Here is a 19,019-nt window from a genome sequence, read left to right as displayed (position 1 = left end):
GCCTCGATGAGCGAAGCCATCTCCCTGTTCGGCATTCGCCACCACGGTCCCGGCTGCGCGCGCAGCCTGGTGGCCGCGTTGACGGCGTTGCAGCCGGACTGCGTGCTGATCGAAGGGCCGGCAGGTACCGAAGCATTGCTGCCGCACGTGCTGGAGGAGGGCATGCAGCCGCCGGTGGCCCTGCTGTCCTATTGCGTCGACGATCCGCAACTGGCCGTGTTCCATCCGTATGCGGCGTACTCCCCGGAATGGCAGGCCATGCACTGGGCGTTGCGCAACGGCGTGACGGTGCGCTTCATGGACGTGCCGCCGGCCTTGACCCTGGAATGGCAGGCGCAGGCGCGTGCCGAGCGCGTGGCTGCGCCTGCAGACCAAACGTCGGAACCGGCGGATACGCTGCCACCGTTACAGGACGACGCCGACGCACCCGAGGACGAGCGCGCCGAGGTGCGCCCGTCCGATCCGCTGGACTGGCTGGCGCGCGCCACCGGCCATGCCGACGGCGAGGCCTGGTGGAACCACATGGTGGAAGAGCGGGGCGACGGGCAGGGGCTGTTCGATGCCATCGCCGAGGCCATGGCCGCCGTGCGCGAACACACGCCGGAGCATCCCGGCCTGCGCGGCGAACACGAGGCCGTGCGCGAAGCCCACATGCGCAGCGCGCTGCGCAGCGCCAGTAAGGCGTTCACGCGTGTCGCGGTGGTTTGTGGCGCCTGGCATGTGCCGGCGTTGCAGCCGGCCGCGTTGCGCGCCAACAGCGCCACCGCTGACAGCCGCCTGCTCAAGGCCATGCCCAAGCGCAAGACGCAGAGCACCTGGGTGCCATGGACCTATCGCCACCTGAGCATGGACAGCGGCTACGGCGCCGGCGTGGAAGCGCCGGGCTGGTACGACCACCTGTGGCGCAGCAGTGGCGTCCACGACCAACGCGCCGTCGGCTGGTATGCGCGGGTGGGGCGCCTGTTGCGCGAGCACGGACTCGACTGCTCGTCGGCGCACCTGATCGAGGCGACCCGCCTGGCCGACACCCTGGCTGCCTTGCGTGGTCATCCGGCCCCGGGCCTGGACGACATCGCCGAAGCCAGCCGCGCGGTCATCTGCAACGGCGACGATGCGCCCATGCGGCTCATCCGCGAGCGCCTGATGGTCGGCGACGCCCTGGGTCAGGTACCCGACAGCGTGCCGGCGGTGCCGCTGCAGCGCGACCTGGAGGCGCAGCAGAAGCGCCTGCGCCTGAAACCCGAAGCGCTGGAAAAGACCCTGGATCTGGACCTGCGCAAGGACACCGATCTGGCGCGCAGCCATCTGCTGCATCGGCTGCGCCTGATCGGCATCGAATGGGGCCGGCTGGCGCGCACCGGGCAGTCCGCACGCGGCACCTTCCACGAAATCTGGCAACTGGCTTGGCAGCCGCAGTTCCTGGTGGAGCTGGTGCAAGCCAGCCGCCACGGGCAGACCCTGGCCGATGCCGCGTCCAGCATGGCCATCGCGCAGGCACGCAAGGCCGAGGCGTTGCCTGCGCTGTCCGCGTTGGTGGACCAGGTGCTGCTGGCCGACCTGCCGCAGGCGGTCAGCGCGATCGCCGCCGAACTCGAGGCCCGCGCCGCCACCGATGCCGACCCGCTGGCGTTGCTTGGCGCGCTGCCGCCGCTGGCCAACGTGTACCGCTACGGCAATGTCCGCCAGACCGAGGGCCGCCAGGTCGCGCACCTGTTCGACAGCATGCTGGCGCGCGCGGTCATCGGCCTGACCCTGGCGCTGTCCAGCCTCGACGAGGCCCGCGCCGAGCAGGCGCGCAGCGTCGTCCTGGACTCCGATCGCGCCATCGGCCTGCGCGGCGATGCGGACGGCAGCGCCAACTGGCAACAAGCGTTGCAACGCGTGGCGCTGTCGCCGGCATGCAACGCATTGCTGCAGGGCGTCGCCCTGCGGCTGCTGTTCGACACCCAGGCGGTGCAGGGCACCACCGTGCACCTGCAGCTGCAGCAGCACCTGTCGCCGGGCGCCGAACCGCTGCAGGCCGCGCAATGGCTGGACGGCTTCCTCAACCGCAACGCCACCGTGCTGCTGCACGACGATGCCGTGTGGCAGATGATCGACGCCTGGGTCGTGGCGCTGGACGAGGCGCAACTGGTGCGCGTGCTGCCGCTGGTGCGGCGCACCTTCGCCGCCTTCCAGCCCGCCGACCGCCGCGACCTGGGAACGCGCGTGCGCCAGGCGCCGGTGGAGAAAACCGAGGCCGCTGTCGTCCCCGATTGGAACCTTGCCCGCGCCGAGCGCGCGGTGCCGATGCTGCGCGAACTGCTGGGATTGCCCGCATGACCGACACGCCATCCACACCCGACACGCCCACCTCGCGCGCGCAGCGCTGGCGCCTGATCCTGGGGCAGGAGGCCGAATCCAGTTGCGGCGCCTTGCCCAAGCCGCTGCAGGGCATCGACCAGGCGCTGGCCGCGCTGTACGAGCCCGACGGCCCAGGCGGCCTGGGGCGCCGCGGCGGGCGAGGGGCCTCCTCGCCCAATGTGGCCCGCTGGCTGGGCGACATCCGCCGCTACTTCCCCTCGTCGGTGGTGCAGGTGATGCAGCGTGACGCCCTGCAGCGCCTGGATCTGACCCAGATGCTGCTGGAAAAGGAAATGCTCGAGCAGGTGCAGCCCGACGTGCACCTGGTCGCCAACCTGATCGGCCTGAGCCAGGTGATTCCGGCGCAGACCAAGGACACCGCGCGCATGGTCGTGCGCCAGGTGGTGGAGAGCCTGCTGCGCCAGCTCGAGGAACCGATGCGCTCGGCGGTGACCGGCGCCCTGGACCGCGCGCGCCGCAACCGCCGCCCGCGGCTGGCCGAGATCGACTGGCACCGCACCATCCGCAGCAACCTGCGGCACTGGCAGCCGGAACTGCGCACGGTGGTGCCGCAGGACCTGGTCGGCTACGGCCGCAAGGCCAGGAAGCCGCAACGCGAAGTCCTGCTGTGCATCGACCAGAGCGGCTCCATGGCCGCCTCGGTGGTGTATTCCAGCATCTTCGGCGCGGTGATGGCCTCGCTGCCGGCGGTGTCCACGCGCCTGGTCGTGTTCGACACCGAAGTGGTCGACATGAGCGAGCAACTGGACGATCCGGTGGACCTGCTGTTCGGCGTGCAACTGGGCGGCGGCACCGATATCCACCGCGCGGTGAGCTATTGCCAGGGCATCATCCGCGAACCGCACAACGCCATCCTGGTGCTGATCTCCGACCTGTACGAAGGCGGCGTCGAGGAGCGGCTGCTGGCGCGTGCCCGCGAACTGGTCGAATCCGGCGTGCAGTTCGTCGTGCTGCTGGCCCTCAGCGACGAAGGCACACCGTCCTACGACCGCGCCCTGGCCGCCAAGCTGGCGGCGCTAGGCGTGCCGTCGTTCGCCTGCACCCCGGACGCATTCCCCGGCCTGATGGCCGCGGCGATCCGCCGTGACGACATCCAGCAGTGGGCGGGGGCGCAGGGGTTGGTGACGGTGCGGTGAGGTTGGTGGGTCTGATGGTGTCTGGGGGCTGCTTCTACTTCAGGGATTTTACATAAGATACATTATGCGAAATTGTACCTGTCCCCGGACGGGGGCGCGGCCGGCCATCCCCGTTGCAGATCCGCCACCACGCTGAGCAGTTCCGCACCGCCCGCATCACTCTCGGCCTGAGCATCCCCGACTGCGCCAAGCTCCTGCGCGTCAGCGTCCGCACGGTCTCCAACTGGGAGTCCGCTCGAGCACGCATCCCCTATACCGCATACAAGCTCATGCGCGTTCTCAGGGGCGGCAAGCTGCTCGGTCCCGACTGGACCGGCTTCCAGGTGCGCGGCAACGTCCTGGCCACGCCTGAGGGCCGGGAGCTTCGCTCCAGCGACCTGGTCTGGTGGTCGCTCCTGATCCTGCAGGCGCAGGAGTTCCGCAACATCATGGCCAAGCGTCGCGGTGTGTTGCCCACCCATGTGGCCACTGCTATGGTCAGTCACTGCCGCGCGCCGGCGTGGGTCTTCAAGACTTCCGAGTCTACGCATTATCGCCCTTGGGGCTTACAGGCAATAGAGCGAGCCACTCCTTTTAATTTTCACCTCAAGGTAAGCTTAAAAGAGGTGCTCCGGCAAGCAATCGGAGATTAGCTATGGATACATTTGCCCCGCCTCTTACTGGCCAATGCTGCCTATGCGGGTCTACCGGGGCGCTTTCAGGCGAGCATAAGGTCAAGGCGGCCGCGCTTCGTAGTGAGTTTGGGGCGCAGCCGATGGTTATCGGGCGCCCAGGCGAACGCTATCGCCACGCACAGAGCCCAAGCTCGAAGCAGTTTCACTTTTCCGCTCGCATATGCGGAACCTGTAATAACGCGAGAACTCAGCCGGCCGATTTGGCATTTGATGCATTTAGAGGATTGGCCTTGGAACTCTTGAAAGCGGGGGGGGATCCCGCAAAGGTGTATGAAGACCCCCGCTTCAATGCCAATGGCGGAACACTTTATTTGGATGTTTTCAGGTATTTCGCGAAGCTTATGTGTTGTCACTTAGCAGAGGTGGGCGCAACCTTCTACCAACCGATTGCAGATTTCGCCATAGGCATAAGTGATAAAAACTATGTTTTGCTTTGCGTAGATGCCGACGTCGCCTACCGCCGTCTACAAGAGAATGGTGCGATCCATAGCTACGCCGCCCATGGCGGCCTGATCGTCACAGGTAATCCGCAATCTCACGCGCCCGAAGCTTTCCATTCCACGCTTACTATTGGCCCGGTTCGATACTGCTACAGGATCCATCTCAACGAAGTAGGACAGGCGCAACTGCAGTATGAGCATCCCGACTTTTACGAGTGGTGCCAACGCAGAATTCGTCATGCTATTGACAATCCAATGAGCGACGACGATAGAGAGTTGCTTGGGTTGAACGGCCTTAGCCCCCTGGCGCCAGTTTGATGTCTGCTTTGGGTCGGAACCCCGATGGCCAGAAGCGGCTGCACAGTTCGCTTAGCCTGTGAATAGCTTTCGTCATGCGAGAAAATTAGGCTTTACCAATTCAACTTATTGATAGATTGCGGGACTGACGTCGCAAGGAACTCCCTCGTATCCTGGACTAGACCATGCAATGCAGCGGTCCGCCAAACAATGCCGATATCCGACTCATTGTTGATACGCCCGCTGTAAATTCCAAGGAGGCGTGTCACTGGCCCTTCAAAGATAGCTGCAACCCCGTTCTCCATGCTCACCATTCCGCCTGACCGATGAGCAACTACTGCAGATCCAGATTGCCCTTGCCTGCTTCGGCAATCAATATAAAAAACTGGGAGATCACTGTTGTTTATGCTCACCTGCGGCTCACTGGCAATGAATCCTGTTGCCCATATCGGAAGAAGTCCGCCCGTAGACATTCCGAATGGAAATCCAACAACACTTATAATGTCTCCAGGGGCGATCGCAATTCTTGGTTCTTCTGTCAGTTCGTAGGGATATAGGTCGACTCCTTCGATGTTGGTGAGCGGCAACGCCACCACATCTGCACGCGCACCATGCAGTGGATGTTCTTTCCAGCGTTTTTGTCCTTGTTCGGTGAAGAGCGCTTCAACCCTGCCCTCCCAAGCGCCAAGACGCCCTGAAAGATGGTGATAAACGAGGACATTATCTGGGATTCCGCCCGTTTTCGAGAGCAGTTCGCCGGAATCATTCCGACGCCCAGTTAAATTATGACGATTTGTCAGAAGGAACGCAGAAGACCCGTTTTTCACTACGAAGCCTGTGCCTGTAGATATTGGTTGATCTCCGTACCTCATTTGAAGAAAGAGCGACTTGACGCTTGGCGGCTGCACTGATGGCATTGGCTTGTTCAAGGCTGTCATGATGTTGTTGTTGGTTTAGATCCGAATTATCTATCATTTCAGGGTCTGTTCTTGGTATAGACCCATTCCCCACCCCGTAAGCCTAGCCGGGAAGCCGGGTTGACTAGGCCCTCATTCTACATTTCTTCACCTAAGGCGGATGTACATAAGACAGGCCCTGTCTCCGAAAGGCGACAATTTGCTGATAGTTCGCTCGCGCTTGTGTAACGCTGAGATTGCCATTCGGGCCACCTAGTACCTCATCAGCATCAGCATCATCGTCATCTTGGCCATCATCCTCCCTGAAACACACGGTGCAAATCTCAAATGCCACTCCCTCGACAAGCGTTTTGTAGCCACAACAGGGGCAGCGCAGTGGAAGATCTTTGATCAGCATGACCTAGCAACCCAATGAAATGGAGGCCCGGATTTGGTGGAAATGCTTCCTGCAGCGCAGATGCCACGCGACACTCGGATCAAGACTATCTTTTACAGGCGATACAGACTGCCAGCGCCGTTCGCCGGCGTGCCGTCAATGCAGTCCGCCATCGGCAACCCCTGCGACCATCCCGCCGCCATGGCCTGCGCATCACGCAATGGATCGGACGCCTTGGCGCGCTCGTTACGAAGGCGGCAGGTTTCGGGGTCTTGGGCGAAAAGGCCGCGCGCGAACATTCTGCCCTGCTCTGCCAGCTTGGTGGTCTTGGGTCCGCGGATTGCGGCAAAACGCGGTAATGCTCGATCCAGCGCACCGCCGGCCTCGTCGAGGCACCGTGCCAGATGCCAAGCGTCTTCCAGGGCCTGACAGGCGCCCTGGCCCGAGGTCGGCAGTGGCGCGTGCGCCGCATCGCCGACGAGCAGCACATTTGCTCGGCTCCACGTGTGCAGCGGCTCGACGTCGTGCACGGCGATCAGTTGGATGGAGTGCGCCGGCGTGGCTTCGATGAGGCGGGCGACAGGCTCGCGCCATCCTGCAAACAGATCCATCACTTCCTTGCGCATCTCCGCTGCTGGCGTCGCCTCGGGCAATGGCCGCGCCTGCGCGGCGGCCCAGTACACCAGATCCGTCCGGATCGGCACGCAACCGAAACGATCGCCAGACCCCCAGTAATCGTGAATCGCCATGTCGCTCACCAACGGGCCATTGCCCTGTGCAACGCCGATCCAGTTTACGAACCCCTGGTAGATGGGCGTGTTGTCCCCGGCGACGAACTTGCGCGCCACCGAGCCCATGCGGCCATCCGCGCCAATGAGCAGATCCGGAGAGATGCTCTTTCCGTTCTCGAACCGTGCCACGGCCTTGCCGCCGGCATCCAGATCGATCGCTATCGCCCGATGCCCGAACTCCACCTGGATACCAGCGCGTGCCACGTGGTCGAGCAGTACCGCCTGCAGGTCGCGGCGCAGGATCGTGTGGGTCGGGTAGCCCATGAGTTGGTCCAGCAGGGTGATGTCCAGGCCTCCCAGCGCGTTACCCGCTGCGTCTTTGCGGTGTACCGACACTGGCCGACCGCCCACTGCCCCGACATCCTCCAACAATCCGAGCTCCTGCAACACGAAGCCCGCGTTGGGCCAAAGCGTCACGCCAGCGCCCATGGTGGCCGGCCCGCTCCGGCGTTCATAGACGCAGACGGTGTGCCCCTGCTTGTGCAACGCAAGGGCCACGCTCAAGCCTGCGATGCCGCCACCCAGTATTCCGATCTCCATGCCGATGCATCCCGATTCAATTGGTCCAGGCGTGCCGTTGAAGGGCAGCCGTTGGACGGGAGTGCATCTTGGACCTCGCCAATTCCGCCAACTAGCATGCGAAAATGGCGGGGTTTCATACCCTATTTGGGACAATAGTGCGCACCAACCTCGATCTGAATGCAGTCCGCGTCTATGTGGCCGTCGTCGACGCGCAGAGCTTTTCCGGGGCTGGGCGCCTGCTGGCCTTGCCGTCGTCCAACGTCAGCCGTCATGTCGCGGCACTGGAGCGCAGGCTGGGCGTGCGCTTGCTGGAACGCAGCACGCGCCATCTGCGCATGACGGAAGCCGGGAGGCTGGTTTATGCGCGTGCCAAGCCGCTCCTCGACGCTTTGCTCTCCACGGAGGAGGAGCTCGGCGCAGTACAAGGCGAATTGAAGGGGCCTCTCAGGATGTGTATGCCCAACGAAGCACCCAGGTTGCTCGCGCCGATCCTCGCGGAATTCTGCAGCCTGCATCCGGGCATCGAGTTGGAATGCGACACGCGCCTCACCGGACTGGAGGTGCTGCGGGAAGACATGGACCTCTCCATCGTCTTCCACCGCGGGCGTCAGGATGACAGTGCGTTCATCACCCGCGAACTGGCGACCTTGTCCAGCATCGTGGTCGCGTCCCCCGCGCTACTGGCCCAGACCGGAATGCCGCGCCATGTGCGCGAACTCAAGTCCCTGCCGTGCATCACCACCGTGAGCGCACTCAAGGGTCAGCCCTGGCAGTTTCTCGATCCCGCGGGTGAGATCGTGAAGGTGCCTGTGCGCAGCCGCTACCGCGTCAACAGCGGGGAACTTGCGGTGGCCGGCGCGCGCCAAGGTCTCGGCTTTGCGATCGTCGCGGCCTATCCGTGCCAAGAAGATCTTGCCGCAGGCAGGTTGCAGGAAGTGCCGCTGGATCTACGCCCTGCCCCGCTGCAATTGCTTGGCGCCTACAGTCACCGTCATTCGGTCACTGCGCGGGTTCGGGCGTTGCTGGAGTTCATCCAGGTGCGATTGCAGGTGTTCGGGGGCACGTCAACGTAAGGCACAACGCAACAACGTGGACTGGAAACCGCCCTAATCAGCTACTCCGCGAACTTCTGTCTTGGCCAACTCTTGCCGTTCGCACTTGTTAGCTTCTCAAGTGCAAGGGCACACGCACTCAGCGACAGGATTCCGGCAACTTCTCCAGCAAGCCAGCCACCATCGGCGTCAGCCGGTTCGCGACCTCCGGCGGAATCGCCTCACCTGCCCCCTGCCCGCCTTCGCTACGGGCTTGTTCGCAGGCTTTGACGATCCGCGGGCGCATGCCGGACCACAGCGCTCTGCACTGCCAGCCGTCCCGGCCCAGCGGCAGCACCGCGTAGGCGATCGACTGGCATTCCTGCTCCGCGCGGGCGCCCAGCGGTTGGCCGGCGTACTCGTGCGGCACCGTGTCCAGCGTGGGTTGGTAGTAGCTGTCGGGGAACGCAGCCGCGTAGCGTTCTGGGTCCAGTTGCAGCGGCAGGCCGGTCGCCGTCAGGTCGAGCGCGCGGCCGCAGGGCGCAGCGGCGGCGGTGCGCTGGATCGCTTGGTAGATCGGATGGTCCAGGTCGGGTTCGCGCGTCGTCACCTCGGATGTTGCGACCAGTATCGGCAGGCGGGCGCGGTTGGCCATCTTCGCCAGTTCGCCAGAATGGGCCGGTGCGCAGCGTTCGCGGACGCTGGCCACGATCAGGAATGTGGCGTCGCGCGCGAATGCGGCGTCGCTGTGCAGCAGTGTGGTGATGCGCTTGTCGGCGGCATCTTCGGACAATGGCGCGACATGAAATGCGGGCACCGTTGGCGGGTGGATCGCCGTGGTCGCAGCAGCACGCGGTGTCGGTGCCACATGCCCGTGCGTACGCAATGCCAACAGCACGCCGCCGGCAACGACGACGCCACAGGCGGCGATCGCGATCGCCAAACGCATCGGCGACTTCAGGCGCATCGGACCGCGCCCTCAGCCCTGCACCGGGGTGAGCGTGGCGTCCTCCGCCTCGTAGGTGGCATTGGCGATATCGGCCTTGAAGTCGGCCAGATGCAGCCGCCCCTGCAGGTGGAACGGGTCCCACAGCTCCGGTACGTCGATCGGGGTGCGCAGCACCACGTGCAGGATCTGGTTCGGTGGCGGCGGTGGTACGTGGATGCAGGCGCCATAGAACGGCACGAACAGCAGTTCGCTGACCTTGCCCTGGTCGTCGCTTTCCAGCGGCACCACGTAGCCGTCCAGGGCGAAGCGCTTGCCTTCCAGGCCCTTCACCACTTGCGATGAACCGAACTGCGCGGCGCGCTGGGTGCCGGAATGGTCGATCGGCATGCCATTGACCACCGAGGGGCCATCGTCGACCGGCGCCGGCTGATCCAGCACCGCGGCGTCGCCTCGCCACGCCGTGCCGATCCGCGGCGGCGGGCGCTGGTAGATGTCGTTGGCCGGTGCCAGTTGTTCCCAGCTTTCGACGGTGTCCGGGACAGCGTCGGCTGCTGCGGTTGTGTGCTTTGCTGCCGGTGATGGTGTCGGCGTGGCGTCCGGCGGCTTCCCGCCATCACCGTGGCAGCCCGCCAGCATGCACAGCACTCCAGTCAGCAGGAAATGGCGATCAGCCTTTTTCATAGGGATGCAGGTGCGCCTGCTCCATCGTGTAGGCGGTGCCGGCGAGTTCGCCGTGGAGGGTTTCCGCGCGCAATTGACCGGTCAGGTAGAACGGGCTGTACATGTCGGGCGGGTCGATCGGGCTGTCCAGGCGTACATGCACGATCTGGTTCGGTGGCGGGGGCGGCACGTGGATGCAGGCGCCGTAGTACGGCACGAACAGGAACTCGCGCACGCGGCCGGCGTCGTCGCTGTCCAGCGGCACCACGTAGCCCGGCAGGCGCACCTTGCGCGCCAGCACGGCGGCCACGGTGTTGTAGGTACCGGTCTGCGGCATCGCACGCTTGCCGGTGTGGTTGACCGGTGCTTCGTCGCTGTTTTCCAGCGCCTTCAGCTCGGCGGGCGGCAGCATCGCGCTCCAGTCCAGTTCGCGATAGCCGTCGGCATCGGGCTCGCCCAGTGGCGGGTTGATCGCCGCTTCCTTGGTCGGTGCTGGCTGCGCCGCCGCTGTCGCCTGCGCTTTTTCCGGGATGGGGGCTTGTTGCTGGCGGCCGCAGCCGCACAGCAGTGCGAGCGCCAGCAAGGGAAGGATCCAGCGGGTCATGCTCACAGCTCCGGCGACAGGCCATCGGCCAGGGTGCGGCGATAGGCCAGCAGGGCCGGCACGATGCCGGCGAGCACGCCGGCCAGCAGCACGCAGCCGAGCCAGCCCCACTCCGCCGCACTGGGCGCGACACGGTTGATCGCCAGGCCGAAATGATCGAGCACCCAGCCGCGCGCCAGCCAGCTGGCCGCGGTCACCGCCAGCAGCGCCAGTGTGCACGACACCACGGTGACCAGGCCGGCCTCGAACAGCAGCAGCCAGGCGATGTCGCGCGGCCGTGCGCCGACCGCGCGCAGGATCGCCATCTCGCGCCGGCGCTCCTGCAGCGTGGCCACCAGCAGCGCGACCATCGACACCAGGCCGAGCAGCACCACCAGCGAGGCGATCATGCGCAGGGCGCCTTCGGCCGTGCCCAGCGTGCCCCACAGCTGCTGCAGGGTGACGCCCGGCATGATCGCCAGCATCGCTTCCTCCGGGTACTCGTTGATGCGCCGCTGGACCGAGAAGGTGGCGATGCGGGTCTTCAGGCCGAGCATGAAGGCGGTGATGGTGTCCGGGGTCAGGTCCATCGCCCGCGCCTGCGCGGCGCTGACGTGGTGGCCCGGAAGCCGCACGCCGGAATGCCAGTCGATATGGATCGCCTCGATCGCCTGCAGCGAGACCAGCACGCTGGAGTCCACCGGCGTGCCGGTGCGGCGCAGGATGCCGACGATCCGGAACGGCTTGTCGGCATGGTTGGCCAGGCTGATGCGCCCGGTGCCATGGGTCAGCACGATCTCGTCGCCGAGGTGGCGGCCGAGCGCGGCGGCGACGTCGGCGCCGATCACCGCATCGTAGAGATCGTCGAACGCCCTGCCCTGCGCGAACGCCAGGGGATGCTTGGCGCCGTAGTGGTAGTGCTCGAAGAAGCCGGTGCTGGTGCCGACCACCCGGTAGCCGCGGTAGGAATCGCCCAGCGACAGCGGCACCGCCCACTTCACTTCGGGCATCGCGCTCAGGTCCTGGTAGCTCTTCCACGACACGTTGTTGGTGGCGTCGCCGATGTGGAACACCGAGTACAGCAACAGGTTCACCGGGCCCGAGCGTGCGCCGACGATCAGGTCGGTGCCCGACACGGTGCTGGCGAAACCTTCGTGCGCCTGCGTGCGGATCCGCTCCACGCCCAGCAGCAGGGTCACGCTCAGGGTGATCACCAGTACGGTCAAGGCCACGCCCAGGCGCCGGCTGCGCAGGCTGGCCAGGGCCAGCTTCAACAGGCTCATCGTGCACCTCCGGCGCCGGCGCGGTTGAGCGTGGCCAGATCGGCCTGGGCGTCGAACAGCGGTGCGATCGACGGATCGTGGCTGACCACGATCGAACTGGTGCCGCCCTGCCGGCACTCGGCGAACAGCAACTGCAGGAAGGCCTGCGCCGCGACCGGGTCGAGCGCGGAGGTGGGTTCGTCGGCCAGCAGCAGCGGCGGCCGTGCGATCAATGCGCGCGCGGCGGCCACGCGTTGCTGCTGGCCGACGCTGAGGCGCGCGGCCGGTCGCGACCATAGCGCCGCCACGTCCAGGCCCAGCGCGACCATCAGCCGCTCGATCTCGGTGTCCAGCGCCTGCGTGCCCGCCGCCAGCCGGCCGCGGCGCGCCGAGAACTGCAGGCCCAGCGCGATATTGTCGCGGGTGCTCAGGAACGGCAGCAGGTTGAACTGCTGGAACACCACGCCGCAGTGGTCGGCACGGAAGCGATCGCGTGCGGCCTTGCGCAAGGCCGCCAGGTCCTGCCCGGCCACGCGCACGCAGCCGGCCGTGGGCTGCAGCACGCCGGCGATCAACGCCAGCAAGGTGCTCTTGCCCGATCCGCTGGCGCCACGCAGCAACAGTTGCTGCCCACGCGGCAGCGCGAACGATGCGATGTCCAGCACCGGTGCGGCGGCGCCGGGATAGCCGAAGCGCAGCTCGGTCAGTTCGACGACGTGGTGCTGGTTCATTCCGGCAGCTTCACCCGGGTCTGCCCGGGCACCACCTCGGTGCGGCCCTGGCCCGCAGCGGTGGCGACATCGACCAGCACCGTGTGCAGCCCGGGGAAACGTTGCGGCAACAGCACCTGCAGGTGATCCAGACGCGCCGGCTGCGTGCAGTTGAACGCGTACCGGGCGTGGAACTCGGCATGGCTGTGACCGGGCTCGTCCGGATCGGCCATCGCCACGTCGTAGCCCTCGGTGGTGACCTGCGCGCTGCGCAACGAACAGGCCGCCGCGACCGGGAACTGCAACCAGCCCGCACCGCGCAGGGTGGCGACCGCGGCCTCCAGCCGCTGGCGCTCGCCGGCATCGCGCGTCGGGTGTTCGAAATCGAGGATGCCGATGCCGGGCGCGCTGAGCTGCACGTCCACGGCGGTGCCGTCGACAGCGACCTCCAGGTTGGCCTGGCCGTGCACGTGCGGGCCATGGTGGCGGATCGCAGCGGTGGCTGGCGAACTGGCGGAGAGGAGCAACAGGATCAGGGGAATGCCAGGTCGCATATGCAGCGCATCGGTTGAGTTACACTATAACATTAGTGAACTATCGAGCGCGGGCGCAAGCCTGCCGTTGCCGTCAGTCAGCCGCGGTTCGCATCCGGCCACCACCGACGCGCCTCGCACGGCGGCCCTGTGCCGCGATGGGCGCCGAACTCCAGGGATCTTCATGTCTTCTTCCATCATTCCCGACAGCTACACCGCCTGGCGCCACTGCATCGAGGTCGACTGCGGCCTGCGACTGGAGCCTGCCTACGTCGCGCAACGCATCGCCGCGCTCAACGACCTCACCGACCACCACACCCAGCAGTTCGTGCGCTGCTGGGGCGAGCCGCATCGCCAGCAGGTGCTGCAGTGGTTTGCGCAGGCGCAGTCCGCATTCGCCGAAGGTCGCGCCTGAACCCTCGCGCGCGGCACGACGCGGTCGCCGGTGCCGTTGGACGGCGATGCATTCCTTCTGCGAACGCCGCACGGCGCGGCATGGCGACGCCCTGATCCAATCAGAACCGTGAGTGGTCAAGCGATGAAGGTCGGCCGCGGCCTGCGTGCGCATTGGTGGCGCGCTCTGCCTTGAAGCGCTGACGCCCCTGGACGGGAACGCCAACTTAGCCGTCACCATCTCACTGACACATGCGCTGCAAAGCAGGCTGCCAAGCTACGACAGCTGCCGGTAGCATGCACGCGCATCGCCGCCCGGCATCCACTTCCCACGCTCCCGCAAGGACACCCAACGTGCCTCTCGCTTCCATCGCCAGCGTGCATCCCGCACGCCGCTTCCTGTCCGCCGCCATGGCCTGCCTGCTGCTGTCGGCAGCCACCGGCGCCCAGGCCCGGCCGCAGCCCTCGCAGTTCCAGATCGTCGAGAGCGTGCCCGAGGCCAGCGTCTACGGCGAACCCGGCGTGCCACGCACCCAGCAGACCTGGCTGGCGATGATCAACGGGGCCAGGCAGCGCATCGACATCGCCGCGTTCTACATCTCCGAGAAGCCCGGCACAGGACTGACCCCAGTGCTGGACGCGCTGGCCGCGCGCGCCCGCGCCGGGGTGGCGGTGCACCTGCTGGTCGACCACACCTTCCTGGCCAAGAACCCGGACAGCGTCGCCTGGCTGGGCAAGGTGCCGGGTATCACCGTGCGGGTGCTGCCGGTCGATACGCTGACCGGCGGCGTGCTGCACGCCAAGTACATGATCGTCGACGACGCCAGCGTGTTCGTCGGCAGCCAGAACTGGGATTGGCGGGCGCTGGAGCAGATCCATGAGATCGGCGCGCGCATCGATGACGCGCGCTTCGCCAAGACCTTCGCCGCGAGCTTCGACTACAGCTGGCGCCTGGCCGACGAAGGCAATCTGGCCAAGGCGCAGGCGCGCGGCGTGCAGCCGCCGGACTTCGTTCCGGTCACCGCCACCGATCCGGTGCTGCTGGATGCCGGCAGCGATGCGCCGCTGGTCGCCTTCCCCGCGTTCAGCCCGCCGGCGCTGCAGCCGGCGTGGGTCAGCGCCGAGGAGCCGGCCCTGGTCGAGATGATCCGCGCCAGCCAGCATGCGTTGCGCATCCAGGTGATGACGCTGTCGGCGATCCGCAGCTTCGGGCCCAAGGGCTGGTGGGCGCCGGTCGACAGCGCCATCCGCGACGCCGCCGCCCGCGGCGTGCAGGTGCACATCATCGTCGCCGACTGGGCGCTGCGCGAACCGATGCAGGCCTATCTGAAAAGCCTGGCCGCACTGCCGAACATCGCGGTGAAGTTCAGCCGCCTGCCACCGGCGCCACAGGGCTTCATTCCGTATGCGCGGGTCGAGCACGCCAAGTACGCGGTGGCCGACGACCGCAGCAGCGTGATCGGCACCGGCAACTGGGAATGGAGCTACTTCAATACCGCGGTGGACGCCTCGGTGTTCGTCAAGGGCAAGGGACCGGCCGAGACGCTGACGCGCATCTTCGACCGCGACTGGAACGGCCCCTACGTCACCACGCTGCAGCCTGGGCAGAACTACGAGGCGCCGCGGACCGAGTAGTCGCTGAGTCGTCCTGCGCGGCCTGTGCGTCCATGGGCGAGCCGGCGCGTGTCAAAGCATGTGCTCGGCCCGAAGATCCAGCGCCGCGTCAATGCGCTGCGTTGACCCGTCGAATGTTGCTGCGACGGTCTTGCGCGCCGATCCCTACGAAGTCTTAACCAGCGCTCCCTATCCTAGCTCCGCGCTGGAGGGCGGCCGCGGCGCCGGGCATTGCCGCATGCGCCGCAACGCACGCCTCCCGCCGCGTACGGACATCAACACAAGGAGACGCCATGAAGACGCTGCACGCACTCGTGTTCGCAGGAAGCTTGTTGGGCCTCGCCTCGCCGGCTTTCGCCGAGGTCGCCAATCTCACCAACAGCGCCGACGGTGCCAACCGCGACGCCGGCATCGCCGCGGTCAAGAAGAAGTTGCAGGACGCCTGCACTGAGCGCAAGGGCAAGCCGGACCCCAACTCGTTCGAGGTGGTGTTCGAAAAGACCAGCCAGAATCCGGACGTCCCCAAGCCGTACTACGTGGATGGAAAGATGAAGTGCGATATTCCGTAGGGGGCGTGTGGCCATTTAGCCTTGCCTGTCCAGATGGCATGGCCTAGGAACAAGACCCCGCTTGCGGGGTTTTGTTTTTCTGCTGGTCCCAAATATCCGACTGCCTGACGCATACGAAGCAGTAGGCTGTAGCGGGCTGAGCGGAGTTCGGCCCCTGCTGATGAGTGCGACGCTGAGGGAATGCTGTCGGCTCAGGAAGCCCGATCAGCCAACAGCAGCGGCGACACGGTCCCGCGTTGCACCATCACGCACTGGTCGGCGATGGCGGTCAGGCCGAGGCGGTGCGAGACCGCGACCAGGGCGGTCTGCGGCAGCCGCCGCCGCAACGTGCTCAGGACCTGCTGTTCGGCGACGGCGTCGAGCGCGCTGGTGGCTTCGTCGAGCAAGGCGACGCGCGGTTGCCGCAGCAGCACCTGGGCGAGCAGTAACCGCTGCAGTTCGCCGCCGGACAGGCGCGCGCCGGCGCCGTGCGCGGCGGTGTCCAGGCCGGCGCCGCCCTGCAGGCGCGCGGCCAGGCCGACGTCGCGCAGCGCTTCCCACATCGCGGCCTCGCTCGCGGCCGGTGCCGCCCAGGCGAGGCAGTGCCGCACGCTGTGCTGCCAGGGCCGCACGCCCTGGGCGACATAGGCCAAGGGCTGCAGCGCGGCGCGATAGCCGGCGAAGTCGAGCGCACGGCCGTCGCAGTGCGCGGCGAACTGCGGTGGCGCGACCATGCCGGCCAGCGCGTCCATCAGGCTGCTCTTGCCGACGCCGGATGGGCCGCTGATCAGGGTCAGTGTGCCTGGCGCGAGGACCAGACCGGTCAAGGCCACCGCGGCCAGCGGCGGCGCCAGGCCGATGCGTTCGATCTGGATCGGCGCCGTCACTGCTGTCGCCGCACTGGGCTGCGCCGCCACGGTGCCAGGTGGTGTTGGCAGCGTGCCAAGCGCCACGTAGCGCTGCCACAATTCCAGTGCAGGCGCGGCCGAGCGCAGTTGCTGCACGCTCTGCCGGGTCGAGACCAGGTACGGCAGCAGCCGTCCCAGCAGCAGGCCGACGGTGATCAGCGCGCCGCGGTCGATGCCGTGCCACACCCCAGCCAGCAGCATGATCGCGGCGATGGCCGCCACTGCCGCGAGTTCCAGCAACAGGCGGCCGGAGGCGACCAGCGCCTGCTGGCGCGCGTAGCCATAGGCGAGCCGACCGGCGATCGCTTCGTAGGCTTCCTGCTCGCGCGCCTCGCGAGCGAACGAGCGCACGTGGCGCAGGCGCCGCGGGAAATCCTCGCTGAGCCAGAACAGCCGGGTCATGTCGGCGACGTACTCGCGGCTGACCCGGGCCTGTTCGTGGCCGGCAATGCGGAAGGCGAGCAGGCCCAGCGCCAGCAGCGGCGGCAGTGCCAGCACCAGCATGGGCGAGACCAGGAACGCCGCGGCCAGGCTCACCGCCGCGGTGATCGCCGCCACCAGCAGTTGCAGCAGCGCGCTGAAGCCCTGCACCACGATCTCGACGTTGTAGGTGAGCAGGTTGGCGATTTCCGCCGAGCTGGCGTCGGCCAGGGCCGACAGCGGCGCCTGCAGCAGCCGCGCATGCACCTGCCGGCGCAGGTCCAGCGCGTGGCGGCTGGCCAGGTCCGCGGCCAGTCGTGTGCCCCACCAACGCAGCAGGGCGAAGCCGCTGCTGGCGGCGACGAACAGCAGGGTCTGCGCGAGGAAGCCGGTCGGCAACGGCAAGGCGTGGCCGGCCAGGGTCAGCACATGGCCGGGTTGCACCAGCGGCACCAGCGCGACCGCCGCCAGCGCGCCGGCCAGCGCGCCGAGCAGCGACAGTAGCACGTACCCGGCAATGCGCAGGCGTTCGCCGCGGCCGAGCACGGCGACGAAGGCGCGCAGCAAGTGCGATGCCGGTTCCGGACGTGTGCTCATCGGTGGGTATCCATGCGGCGGACCATCGACGCGGTGCGCCATCCGCACTCCCCTGCGTCGGCGATGCACGTCGCAGGCGCCGTCACGTTTTGCACGGGATCAGGCCAACAGTGTCTGCAGCGCATCGACCGAGGCCTCCGGATGCGTGCCGCGCTGCAGTTCGTACACGCCCAGCCGCTGCAACTGGCGCGCGAACAACGGCCAGTGCGGCTGGCCTGCGGCGTAGGGCTGGTCCGCGGCCAGGCGTGCAGCCACGTCCGCGTCGGGCATCGCCTGCAGCAGCCGCTGCGGATCGGCGGCCATGGTGGACGAGACGAACACGGCCGCGGCCAGCCGCAACGGTGCCTGTGCCAGGCGCCCCTCGCCCTGGCGGATGTCCACCTCGTGCTTCAGCGCGCCGCTGCGGCGGCGGATCATCGGCGCCGCGGCGATCCAGGCGCGGGTCTGCGGATCGAGCAGGTGCAACAGTTCCGGCCGCAGATGCAGAAAGTTGCCGATGCCGGTGGCGAGCAGGTAGTGCGGGGCGACGAACAACGCGTCCTCGGCAAGGAACTCCAGCCCACGCAGCAGGCTGTGCAGCGCCAGGGTCGACTTGCCGGCGCCGCTGCCGCCGAGCAGCAGCACGCCGCGGCCGTCGCGGCCGACGCAGGCGCCGTGCAGCGGCACCAGGCGCATGCCGTGCGCGGCAAGCACGAACACGGCGAACTCGATCAGTTCGTAACGCACGTGGTAGGCGTGCACGAGCATGTCCTCGGACACCACCACCAGCGCCCTGCGCTGCTCGGGCACCAGCACGACGTAGTTGTGCGCATCGATCACCCCGCTCAATACACCCGCGCCGGAATGGGTCTGCACCGGCGGCGGCTCCATTGCCAGCGCGTAGGGCGCGTCGCCGCGGTCCACCAGGGTCAGTTCGATACGGAATGCGGCGCTCTCCGGCAGGCGATGCGCCGGCACCGCGCCGAATGCCGCTTCCACCAAGGCCAGCAGCGCCGGACTGTTGCTCTCGAAGTGGAAGCGTCCACCGAGCAGTTGCTTGCTGAGGGTGTGGGGGCGCCGCAGCTGGGTGTGGAACGGATCGCAGGCACCGCCCGAAGTGACGACTGGCGTGGCGTGGTCGCTTGTTGCCACGTCCAGAACACGCACGGTCGATCGCTGCATCGGAGAAGGGTCGCTTGGGTGGATGCAGCGTGGGTGCGCCTGCCGCGGCCAAAGGTTGCGCGGGGTCATGCCGGTGTTTCGCGCAACCAAACGGCGCAGCCCCGGCACCTACCGCCACGGCCACCTGCGCGCG

The 19,019-nt window shown here is 66.9% G+C and carries 18 protein-coding genes; 8 read left to right on the top strand and 10 right to left on the bottom strand.

The window, feature by feature from the left end:
* Positions 1-6: 6 nt before the first annotated feature.
* The 4 genes from CEK69_RS07510 to CEK69_RS07495 all read left to right on the top strand — a co-directional run bounded on the left by CEK69_RS07510 (position 7) and on the right by CEK69_RS07495 (position 4,932).
* Positions 7-2,322, top strand: coding sequence for a DUF5682 family protein (locus CEK69_RS07510; RefSeq protein ID WP_152244794.1), 2,316 nt, complete (start codon positions 7-9; stop codon positions 2,320-2,322).
* Positions 2,319-3,500 (top strand): VWA domain-containing protein, encoded by a 1,182-nt coding sequence (locus CEK69_RS07505; RefSeq protein WP_152244792.1) that lies wholly within the window; start codon positions 2,319-2,321, stop codon positions 3,498-3,500. The genes CEK69_RS07510 and CEK69_RS07505 overlap by 4 nt, the downstream gene beginning before the upstream one ends.
* 113 nt (positions 3,501-3,613) lie before the next feature.
* Positions 3,614-4,132 (top strand): VC1465 family Xer recombination activation factor, encoded by a 519-nt coding sequence (locus tag CEK69_RS07500; RefSeq protein ID WP_152244790.1) that lies wholly within the window; start codon positions 3,614-3,616, stop codon positions 4,130-4,132.
* A 272-nt stretch (positions 4,133-4,404) separates the two neighbouring features.
* Entirely contained in the window at positions 4,405-4,932 is a 528-nt protein-coding gene (locus CEK69_RS07495; protein WP_226975080.1) for a hypothetical protein, read from the top strand.
* A 92-nt stretch (positions 4,933-5,024) separates the two neighbouring features.
* Here CEK69_RS07495 and CEK69_RS07490 read toward each other — a convergent pair whose 3' ends face one another.
* Both CEK69_RS07490 and CEK69_RS07480 read right to left on the bottom strand, forming a co-directional pair.
* Positions 5,025-5,840 (bottom strand): serine protease, encoded by an 816-nt coding sequence (locus CEK69_RS07490; RefSeq protein ID WP_193313925.1) that lies wholly within the window; start codon positions 5,838-5,840, stop codon positions 5,025-5,027.
* Between the two features lie 477 nt (positions 5,841-6,317).
* On the bottom strand, positions 6,318-7,535 hold the full coding sequence (locus CEK69_RS07480; protein ID WP_152244784.1) for an FAD-dependent oxidoreductase: 1,218 nt from the start codon (positions 7,533-7,535) through the stop codon (positions 6,318-6,320).
* A 137-nt stretch (positions 7,536-7,672) separates the two neighbouring features.
* Here CEK69_RS07480 and CEK69_RS07475 point away from each other — a divergent pair, with 137 nt between their 5' ends.
* Positions 7,673-8,590, top strand: coding sequence for a LysR family transcriptional regulator (locus CEK69_RS07475; RefSeq protein ID WP_152244783.1), 918 nt, complete (start codon positions 7,673-7,675; stop codon positions 8,588-8,590).
* A gap of 118 nt (positions 8,591-8,708) precedes the next feature.
* On the opposite strand, the gene CEK69_RS07470 is transcribed toward CEK69_RS07475, so the two are convergent.
* The 6 genes from CEK69_RS07470 to CEK69_RS07445 are packed head-to-tail and all read right to left on the bottom strand — an operon-like array spanning position 8,709 to position 13,239.
* A complete protein-coding gene (locus tag CEK69_RS07470; RefSeq protein ID WP_226975079.1) occupies positions 8,709-9,497 on the bottom strand; it encodes a hypothetical protein in 789 nt (262 codons plus the stop codon).
* A gap of 30 nt (positions 9,498-9,527) precedes the next feature.
* Complete coding sequence (locus CEK69_RS07465) at positions 9,528-10,178, bottom strand: DUF3299 domain-containing protein (protein WP_226975078.1); 651 nt, start codon at positions 10,176-10,178, stop codon at positions 9,528-9,530.
* Complete coding sequence (locus tag CEK69_RS07460) at positions 10,165-10,761, bottom strand: DUF3299 domain-containing protein (RefSeq protein ID WP_017913712.1); 597 nt, start codon at positions 10,759-10,761, stop codon at positions 10,165-10,167. The genes CEK69_RS07465 and CEK69_RS07460 overlap by 14 nt, the downstream gene beginning before the upstream one ends.
* Before the next feature lie 2 nt (positions 10,762-10,763).
* Positions 10,764-12,017, bottom strand: coding sequence for an ABC transporter permease (locus CEK69_RS07455; protein WP_193313929.1), 1,254 nt, complete (start codon positions 12,015-12,017; stop codon positions 10,764-10,766).
* A 2-nt stretch (positions 12,018-12,019) separates the two neighbouring features.
* Positions 12,020-12,733: an ATP-binding cassette domain-containing protein gene (locus CEK69_RS07450; protein WP_017916600.1), complete on the bottom strand. Its 714-nt coding sequence runs from the start codon at positions 12,731-12,733 to the stop codon at positions 12,020-12,022.
* Positions 12,730-13,239, bottom strand: a complete 510-nt coding sequence (locus tag CEK69_RS07445) for a DUF2796 domain-containing protein (protein ID WP_052250733.1) — start codon at positions 13,237-13,239, stop codon at positions 12,730-12,732. The genes CEK69_RS07450 and CEK69_RS07445 overlap by 4 nt, the downstream gene beginning before the upstream one ends.
* A gap of 190 nt (positions 13,240-13,429) precedes the next feature.
* Here CEK69_RS07445 and CEK69_RS07440 point away from each other — a divergent pair, with 190 nt between their 5' ends.
* From CEK69_RS07440 to CEK69_RS07430, 3 genes are all read left to right on the top strand, one after another.
* Complete coding sequence (locus CEK69_RS07440; protein WP_152244779.1) at positions 13,430-13,660, top strand: hypothetical protein; 231 nt, start codon at positions 13,430-13,432, stop codon at positions 13,658-13,660.
* A gap of 332 nt (positions 13,661-13,992) precedes the next feature.
* A complete protein-coding gene (locus CEK69_RS07435; protein WP_226975077.1) occupies positions 13,993-15,273 on the top strand; it encodes a phospholipase D-like domain-containing protein in 1,281 nt (426 codons plus the stop codon).
* 272 nt (positions 15,274-15,545) lie between these two features.
* Positions 15,546-15,821, top strand: coding sequence for a hypothetical protein (locus CEK69_RS07430; protein WP_017910537.1), 276 nt, complete (start codon positions 15,546-15,548; stop codon positions 15,819-15,821).
* Positions 15,822-16,012: 191 nt separating this feature from the next.
* Here the strand turns inward: CEK69_RS07430 and CEK69_RS07425 are convergent, their stop codons facing one another.
* A complete protein-coding gene (locus CEK69_RS07425; RefSeq protein ID WP_152244777.1) occupies positions 16,013-17,725 on the bottom strand; it encodes an ABC transporter ATP-binding protein in 1,713 nt (570 codons plus the stop codon).
* A gap of 99 nt (positions 17,726-17,824) precedes the next feature.
* Positions 17,825-18,886, bottom strand: a complete 1,062-nt coding sequence (locus CEK69_RS07420; RefSeq protein ID WP_152244775.1) for a serine kinase — start codon at positions 18,884-18,886, stop codon at positions 17,825-17,827.
* Between the last annotated feature and the right edge of the window lie 133 nt (positions 18,887-19,019).

The sequence above is a fragment of the Xanthomonas sp. LMG 12462 genome, from assembly GCF_009192885.1.
Lineage (GTDB): Bacteria > Pseudomonadota > Gammaproteobacteria > Xanthomonadales > Xanthomonadaceae > Xanthomonas_A > Xanthomonas_A sontii.
The sequence above is the reverse complement of the archived record's forward strand: the minus strand, read 5'-3'. Positions and strand labels throughout refer to the sequence as shown.

Excerpts from the sequence above, each read along its gene's own strand:
- CEK69_RS07440 (WP_152244779.1), top strand. The coding sequence starts at position 13,430 with ATGTCTTCTTCCATCATTCCCGACAGCTACACCGCCTGGCGCCACTGC.
- CEK69_RS07425 (WP_152244777.1), bottom strand. The coding sequence starts at position 17,725 with ATGAGCACACGTCCGGAACCGGCATCGCACTTGCTGCGCGCCTTCGTC.
- CEK69_RS07430 (WP_017910537.1), top strand. The coding sequence starts at position 15,546 with ATGAAGACGCTGCACGCACTCGTGTTCGCAGGAAGCTTGTTGGGCCTC.
- CEK69_RS07510 (WP_152244794.1), top strand. The coding sequence starts at position 7 with ATGAGCGAAGCCATCTCCCTGTTCGGCATTCGCCACCACGGTCCCGGC.
- CEK69_RS07505 (WP_152244792.1), top strand. The coding sequence starts at position 2,319 with ATGACCGACACGCCATCCACACCCGACACGCCCACCTCGCGCGCGCAG.
- CEK69_RS07480 (WP_152244784.1), bottom strand. The coding sequence starts at position 7,535 with ATGGAGATCGGAATACTGGGTGGCGGCATCGCAGGCTTGAGCGTGGCC.
- CEK69_RS07470 (WP_226975079.1), bottom strand. The coding sequence starts at position 9,497 with ATGCGTTTGGCGATCGCGATCGCCGCCTGTGGCGTCGTCGTTGCCGGC.
- CEK69_RS07460 (WP_017913712.1), bottom strand. The coding sequence starts at position 10,761 with ATGACCCGCTGGATCCTTCCCTTGCTGGCGCTCGCACTGCTGTGCGGC.
- CEK69_RS07450 (WP_017916600.1), bottom strand. The coding sequence starts at position 12,733 with ATGAACCAGCACCACGTCGTCGAACTGACCGAGCTGCGCTTCGGCTAT.
- CEK69_RS07420 (WP_152244775.1), bottom strand. The coding sequence starts at position 18,886 with ATGCAGCGATCGACCGTGCGTGTTCTGGACGTGGCAACAAGCGACCAC.
- CEK69_RS07465 (WP_226975078.1), bottom strand. The coding sequence starts at position 10,178 with ATGAAAAAGGCTGATCGCCATTTCCTGCTGACTGGAGTGCTGTGCATG.